This window comes from Mesorhizobium sp. M7A.F.Ca.CA.001.10.2.1 (genome assembly GCF_003998575.1).
In the GTDB taxonomy this organism is placed as follows: Bacteria; Pseudomonadota; Alphaproteobacteria; order Rhizobiales; family Rhizobiaceae; genus Mesorhizobium.
On record NZ_RZQY01000323.1, the window covers coordinates 1 to 6,568 of the forward strand.

Annotated in this window: 9 protein-coding genes and 1 pseudogene; 5 read left to right on the forward strand and 5 right to left on the reverse strand. The window is 63.2% G+C overall.

What is annotated here, in order from left to right; all coding sequences use genetic code 11:
- Positions 1-18: 18 nt before the first annotated feature.
- Entirely contained in the window at positions 19-1,023 is a 1,005-nt protein-coding gene (locus tag EN964_RS20250) for an ABC transporter substrate-binding protein (protein WP_127272561.1), read from the reverse strand.
- Between the two features lie 265 nt (positions 1,024-1,288).
- Between EN964_RS20250 and EN964_RS20255 the strand changes: the two genes are divergently transcribed.
- The 4 genes and pseudogenes from EN964_RS20255 (at position 1,289) to EN964_RS20270 (ending at position 3,250) form a co-directional block, all read left to right on the forward strand.
- Positions 1,289-1,672 carry a RidA family protein gene (locus tag EN964_RS20255; protein ID WP_127271694.1) on the forward strand — a complete coding sequence of 128 codons (384 nt, stop codon included), beginning with the start codon at positions 1,289-1,291 and terminating at the stop codon, positions 1,670-1,672.
- A gap of 54 nt (positions 1,673-1,726) precedes the next feature.
- Complete coding sequence (locus EN964_RS20260) at positions 1,727-2,530, forward strand: creatininase family protein (RefSeq protein ID WP_127272560.1); 804 nt, start codon at positions 1,727-1,729, stop codon at positions 2,528-2,530.
- A 168-nt stretch (positions 2,531-2,698) separates the two neighbouring features.
- On the forward strand, positions 2,699-2,953 hold the full coding sequence (locus EN964_RS20265) for a type II toxin-antitoxin system ParD family antitoxin (RefSeq protein ID WP_127271993.1): 255 nt from the start codon (positions 2,699-2,701) through the stop codon (positions 2,951-2,953).
- Positions 2,953-3,250: pseudogene (locus tag EN964_RS20270) on the forward strand (type II toxin-antitoxin system RelE/ParE family toxin). The gene EN964_RS20265 and the pseudogene EN964_RS20270 overlap by 1 nt, the downstream one beginning before the upstream one ends.
- A gap of 22 nt (positions 3,251-3,272) precedes the next feature.
- Here EN964_RS20270 and EN964_RS20275 read toward each other — a convergent pair.
- Together EN964_RS20275 and cobD are read right to left on the reverse strand one after the other, a co-directional pair.
- Positions 3,273-3,782 (reverse strand): tyrosine phosphatase family protein, encoded by a 510-nt coding sequence (locus tag EN964_RS20275; protein WP_127272559.1) that lies wholly within the window; start codon positions 3,780-3,782, stop codon positions 3,273-3,275.
- Complete coding sequence (cobD, locus tag EN964_RS20280; protein ID WP_127272558.1) at positions 3,779-4,828, reverse strand: threonine-phosphate decarboxylase CobD; 1,050 nt, start codon at positions 4,826-4,828, stop codon at positions 3,779-3,781. The genes EN964_RS20275 and cobD overlap by 4 nt, the downstream gene beginning before the upstream one ends.
- On the opposite strand from cobD, the gene cbiB reads away from it, so the two are divergent.
- Positions 4,827-5,795, forward strand: coding sequence for an adenosylcobinamide-phosphate synthase CbiB (gene cbiB / locus EN964_RS20285; protein ID WP_127271548.1), 969 nt, complete (start codon positions 4,827-4,829; stop codon positions 5,793-5,795). The two genes, cobD and cbiB, sit on opposite strands and share 2 nt — an antisense overlap.
- A 39-nt stretch (positions 5,796-5,834) precedes the next feature.
- On the opposite strand, the gene cobO is transcribed toward cbiB, so the two are convergent.
- Entirely contained in the window at positions 5,835-6,449 is a 615-nt protein-coding gene (cobO, locus tag EN964_RS20290; protein WP_109667906.1) for a cob(I)yrinic acid a,c-diamide adenosyltransferase, read from the reverse strand.
- A 1-nt stretch (position 6,450) separates the two neighbouring features.
- A partial coding sequence (locus EN964_RS20295) for a bifunctional adenosylcobinamide kinase/adenosylcobinamide-phosphate guanylyltransferase (protein WP_206528736.1) occupies positions 6,451-6,568 on the reverse strand: 118 nt, incomplete at its 5' end.

Sequence of the window (6,568 nt, forward strand, 5' to 3'; positions counted from 1 at the left end):
TATCATACCGGGACCGGCCTATTTCTTCAGCTCGAGCCCGACGCCTTTGTTGATGAAGGTCAGCGTGTAGGCCTTCTTGATGTCGATGCCGGCTGGCGTGACCTTGGCCTTGACCATCTTGTCGTAGAAATTCTTGATCCGCTCGTCGGTCATGGCGCCGATGCCGAGCTTTTCGGTGTCGCCGGAATCGGCAAGGCCGAACTTCTTCATCTGCTCGATCGAGAACGCGATCTGCTCGTCGCTCATATCGGGATTGTCTTTCTTGATCATGTCGTTGGCGGCCTTGTTGTCGCCGTACAGATATTTGTACCAGCCCTTGGCCGAGCCATCGACGAAGCACTGGACCACCTCCGGCTTCTTGTCGATCGTATCCTGCATCACCTCGATCGTCGTCGAATAGGTGTCCCAGCCATAGTCGGCGAGCAGGAACTGGTTCGGCACGAAGCCGCCTTCCTTCTTGACCGCGAACGGCTCCGAGGTGACGTAGCCCTGCTGGATCGACTTCTTGTTGGCGAGGAAGGGAGCGGTGTTGTAGGTGTAGGGCGCGCGCTTGGAAGCGTCGAAGCCGAGTTCGATGACCATCCACTGGAAGAAGGTCTGCACGCCCTCGTCGCCCAATATGTACTGGTCGGCGTTCTTCAGGTCCTCCCATTTGTCGAGCCCTTCGCCGGGGTGGGACATGATGACCTGCGGGTCCTTCTGGAAGTCCGCCGCCACCACGCGCATGGGAATGCCTTGCTGGACGGCATCGAAAGCCGACAGCAGATTGCCGCCCATGTAGAAATCGATCTTGCCGGCCAGCAGCAGCGGTCGGCCGCTGACCTGCGGACCGCCCTGCATGATGGTGACGTCGAGGCCGCAGGCGGCGTAGGTGCCGTCCGCCACGGACTGATAATATCCACCATGCTCCGGCTGGGCCAACCAGTTGGTGCCGAAGGTGACTTTCTCATTCGCAGCAGCACCCAGCGTGCTGGCTGCAAGCAGGGCCACCGCCGCCACCGAGATCTTCTGTTTTCCGTACATCCACACCACCCTCTGTTTGCTCCGGCGCGCCACGCGCCAGGCTCGACACCAAAGATTCAAGAAGCAAGACACATGCCACCGGCGTCTGGCGCCGGGGCCGCCCGCTTGAAAGACGTTGCCATGCCAAGCGCGGACGGGTCATGCTGTACGAAAGGCATCGTGCCTATTTTTTGAACGGCTGTCCACAATCGCCCGGGCAACATGCACCGCCATCTTGAAGGTGTAATGGGTCCGGCTTTAGGCTGGCGGCACCCAGGAGATTGCCATGTTCAGATTCCTCACCCCGAAGTCGATCAAGCCGCCCTTTGCCCGCTACAGCCACGGCGTCGAGGTACCGCCTGGAAAGCGGCTGGTGCTGTGCTCGGGTCAGGTTGCCATAACCGCGGACGACCAGATTCCCGAAGAGGCCGGCGCGCAGGCCGAACTCTGCTTCCGCAACATCGAAGCGATCCTCGGCGAAGCCGGGCTGGGCCTACGCGACATCATCCGTATCAACGCCTATGTCACCGACCGCGCGCATCTGCGGCCCTATATGGATGTCCGCGACCGGCTGTTTTCCAGCCCCGCGCCGGCCTCGACGCTGATGATCGTCTCCGGCTTTGCCCGACCCGAATTCAAGGTCGAGGTCGAGGCTATCGCGGCCGGGTGATCGACAGACAACCTCCGCCGCGCTAGGTCTGGCCGTTCATCGAAGAGGCATGACATGACTGTTGCGAAGAAACGCGTGTGGTGGGGCGACTACCGGACCACCGAATACGCCTCGATCGATCCGGAGGCGACGATCGCCGTGCTGCCGGTGGCGGCGATCGAGCAGCATGGCCCGCATCTGCCTGTCTCGACCGACACCTCGATCATGAACGGCATGCTCGACACGGTCATTTCGCGTCTGCCCGACGATCTCGACATCCGCATCCTGCCGGTTCAGGCGGTGGGCAAGTCGAACGAACATCTGCACGCGCCGGGCACCCTCACTTTGCCGGCAACGACGCTGATCGAAGCCTGGACCGAGCTTGGCCTGTCGATCGCGCGCGCTGGCGTGCGCAAGCTGGTCGTGGTCAATTCGCATGGCGGCAACGAGGAGATCATGGGCATCGTCACGCGCGAATTGCGCGTGCGCGGAAAGATGCTGGCGGTAAAGACCAGCTGGCAACGGTTCGGCCGCCCGGCCGGCATGTACACCGAACTGGAGGACCGCCACGGCATCCATGGCGGCGATGTCGAGACCTCGCTGATGCTGCATTTCCGGCCGGACCTCGTCGACATGGCCAAGGCCGACAATTTCGTTTCCAATGTCGCCAAAGCCGAAAACGAACTTTCGCTCCTGCGCCACACCGGCACCCATGCCTTCGCCTGGATCGCCAGCGATCTCAACCCGAACGGCGTCGTCGGCGATGCCAGCATCGCGACGGCGGAGAAGGGCCGGCTGACGGCGGAATATCAGGCCGACGGCTTCATCAGCCTGCTGCGGGATGTGCGCAAGGCGAAGCTCGCGGACTGGTTGACGTAGCCTCCAAACCAGTGGTCTGGCATCGAAAGGCAAGCGCTGTCCTCTTGAACAAACCAGGCGACGGAGGGCGTATCTGACAATCGCGCTTTTGGACAAGAGATTTCCGCACAAGAGATTTTGACAAACTTTGCCAAAACGGACCATACTGGACGAGATATGGAGGCCAGTATGGCAACGATGAACGTATCATTGCCCGACCCGATGAAAGATTGGGTGGAGGCGCAAACCGAAACGGGCCGTTACGCCAACGCGAGCGACTATGTGCGCGATTTGATCCGTCGGGATCAGGAGCGCAATGACAAGATTGCCGCCATGCAGCGCTTTGTCGACGATGGCTTGAAGAGTGGCATCGGCAATCGATCCAGGGACGCGCTTTTCACGGAGGCGGTTAAACGCGCTGAAAAGCCATCCGGCAATGGGTAGTGGGATTTCGCCTTTCTTTAGCTGCGGAAGAGGACATCGTCGGTATTGCCGAGCAAGGGGTGCGCCTGTTCGGGCGCTGTGCAGGCCAGACAGTATCATGACGAGTTGTTCACGATCTTTGACCTGATCGCTGCCAGTCCCCGAATAGCGCGGGAGCGGCTTGAATTGGCGCCACCGATGCGTATCCATCCCTTCAAAGCCCATCTTGTCGTCTACCGGATCGAAGCCGACGACGACGTGTTCATTGTCCGGATACGGCACGGGCATGAAGATTGGGCGAATGAAGGCACCCGATAATCGAACAACGACATGGGGGCAGCTAGCTGTCGATCCTCAGCGCGAAGGGCGTGCCTTCAAAGGCATCCGCACCGCGGCCGATCGATTCGATCGCCTCGATCATGCGGCCGTTGCGATCAAGCAGCGCATCGGCCACCGCGATCAGTCGCGGATTGGGTGTTGCCGAGGGCGACAGCGCCCGCAGCGTCCGCGCCAATTCGGCCTCGTCGCGTTTCGGCGCCAATGCGGCCGCGATGATATAGGCCGAAGCCGTCGAGCGGCTGATGCCGGCATAGCAATGCACGAGCATCGGCCTTGCCCGGTCCCAGCGGCGCGCGAAATCGAGCAGGTTGCGGACATGCTCCTCGCCGGGCATGGTCATGCCGTCCTGCGCCGCCGCGATGTCATGCATGACCAGATGCAGATGATTTTCTTTCGATATCGAGGCCGGCCGGACCACCGCCGTTCCGGCGGCAAGCAGCGACAGCATGCGGTCGGCGCCGCTCCTGGCCACCGTTTCCTCGATCTTTGCCAGCGAGCAGACATGGATCATTGTTTCGAACCCTTCGATTGAAGCTCGCGCCGCGACGCCCATTCGGCAAGAACGGTCTCGAGCCGCTGCCATTCCTCCTCACTCCCCGGCAGGCCGGCGCGCAGAACGTCAGGCCGATCGGCAAAATGGCGAAGCAGAATGCCGCGCCCGCCGAGCGCGGCAAACAAATCGGCAGCATGCGGTAGGCGAAGAAAACGGAACAGCGTGGTGCCACCCATAACGGGAATACCGAAGCGGCCGAACAGCGCATCGAGCCGCGCCGATTCATCAGCCAGCGCCGCCCGCATCGCGTCCTGCCAGCCGATATCGGCAAGCGCGCGAATGCCGTATTCCAGCGCCGGGCCGGCGACGGCCCATGGCCCGAATTGTGTTTCCAGCCGTTCGACCGTCACAGGATCGGAAAGCGCAAAACCGAGCCGCAGGCCGGCCAGACCAAAGAACTTGCCGAACGAGCGCAGCACGACGACGCCGCCCTGGCCGACATCGCCGCAGAGGCTATGCTCGCGCGGCCCAACATCCATGAACGCCTCGTCGACAACCAGCAGCCCGCCCTTGGCGCGCAATCCGGCAGCCAGAGCCAGCAACCGGTCGCGCGCGATGACACGTCCATCTGGATTGTTCGGATTGACCATGATGGCAAGGTCGGCGTCCGCCAGGTCAGCGAAATCGCCGACCTCGGTCACCGCGTGCCCGGCGATCACTGCTGCGCGGGCATGTTCGGCGTAGGTCGGACCCAGCACCAGCGCCCTTCCGGGGGTAATCAGCGAGGCGACGCGCGGCAACAGGATCTGCGTGCCCGGTGCCGCCACGATATTGGCTGGCGACGGCGCCCCATAGGCACTGGCAGCGATCTCTGTCAGCTCACGCGTGCGCGCGGCTTCCGGCAACCGCGACAGCGAGGTGGCGGGCAGGTCGAAAAGCGGGTAGGAGTGCGGATTGATACCGGTCGAGAGGTCGACGAATGGCAGCAGGGCGTTGGGGAAAAGCGCCCTCGCGCGGCCAAGACTTCCACCATGGTCCACAACCGCCCCATTAAGAAGCTTCATGTCAGTCCTGATCGCTTTCCTGTCATTGGCCGTCGAATTCGCCCTCGGTTACCCCGATTGGCTGTTTCGCGCCATCGGCCATCCGGTGACGTGGTTCGGCAGGCTGATATCCTTTCTCGACCGCAGGCTCAACCGCGCCACTGATCCCGACGCGCTGCGTCGCAAGCGTGGTGTCCAGGCGCTGCTGGTCATCGTGCTGGTGCCGGCGATAATTGGCCTGGGCGTGCAGATCCTGTTCTGGTTCGTTCCCATGGGCCTGGTCATCACTGCCCTTCTGGCAACGTCGCTTCTGTCGCAGAAGAGCCTCTATGAGCATGTCGAGGCTGTGGCGGACGCGCTCGACACCGGTGGCCTCGCTCTGGCCCGCCTTGCCGTTTCGCGAATCGTCGGCCGCGACCCTGAAACGCTCGACAGGGCCGGCGTCTGCCGCGCCGCGATCGAGAGCCTGGCTGAGAATTTCTCCGACGGCATCGTCGCCCCCGCCTTCTGGACCGGCGTCGGCGGCCTGGCCGGCGGCGCCGCCTACAAGGCCGCCAACACCGCCGATTCGATGATCGGCCACCGCACCCCGCGCCACGAGGCCTTCGGCTGGGCGGCGGCGCGCTTCGACGACTGGATCAATCTGCCGGCGTCGCGGCTGACGGCGCTGCTGATCGTGCTGGCGGCGTTCTTCGTCAAAGGCGCTGATGCGAAAAATGCCTGGCATGCGGTGTGGCGCGACGCGAAAAAACACCGCTCACCCAATGCCGGCTGGCCGGAAGCGGCGATGGCCGGTGCGCTCGGCCTGGCGCTCGCCGGGCCGCGCAGCTACGGCGGCGTGCTCGTGGACGACGTCTTCATGGGCGAAGGTGGGCGGCGCGAGGCCGACAGCGTCGACATAAGGCGAGCGCTGAAACTCTATCGCGTCGCCGACTATCTGCTGATCGCGCTGTTTGGGTTGGTCGCGGTCATGGTCATCGTGGCGTGATCTACTTCACCCTCCCCTTGTGGGGAGGGTAAGAAACGCTCAGAACTCGATCCCCTGCTGCGCTTTCACGCCTGCGGAAAAATGGTGCTTGGTCACGCCCATTTCGGTGACGAGGTCGGCGGCCTCAACCAGCGCCGGCTTGGCGTTGCGGCCGGTGACCACGACATGCAGGCCCTCACGCCGCGCCTTCAACGCCGCAACCACTTTGTCGAGATCGAGATAGTCGTAGCGCAGCGCAATGTTCAGTTCGTCGAGCACCAGCAGGCTGATCGACGGATCGGCCATCAGTTCGAGCACCTTGGCCCAGGCGGCTTCGGCGGCGGCGATGTCGCGCTTCAGGTCCTGCGTTTCCCAGGTGAACCCCTCGCCCATCGCGTGCCAGACGACGCGGTCGCCGAAGGCGGCGAAGGCGTCCTTCTCGCCGGTGTGCCACTTGCCCTTGATGAACTGGACAACGCCGACGCGCTTGCCGTAGCCGAGCATCCGCAGCGCCAGGCCGAAGGCAGCCGTGGTCTTGCCCTTGCCGGGACCGGTGTTGACGATCAGCAATCCCTTCTCGACCGTCTTGCTCGCCACCTCGGCATCCTGCACAGCCTTGCGCTTGGCCATCTTGGCGCGATGGCGCTCTTCGTCCTTATCGTCGATGTCGGTCATGTCATTTCACCTTGAGCGGCAGCCCCGCCACCATCAGCAGCACCGTATCGGCGACGGCGGCGACCTGCTGGTTGAGCCGGCCGGCGGCATCGCGAAACCGGCGCGCCAGTGCATTGTCC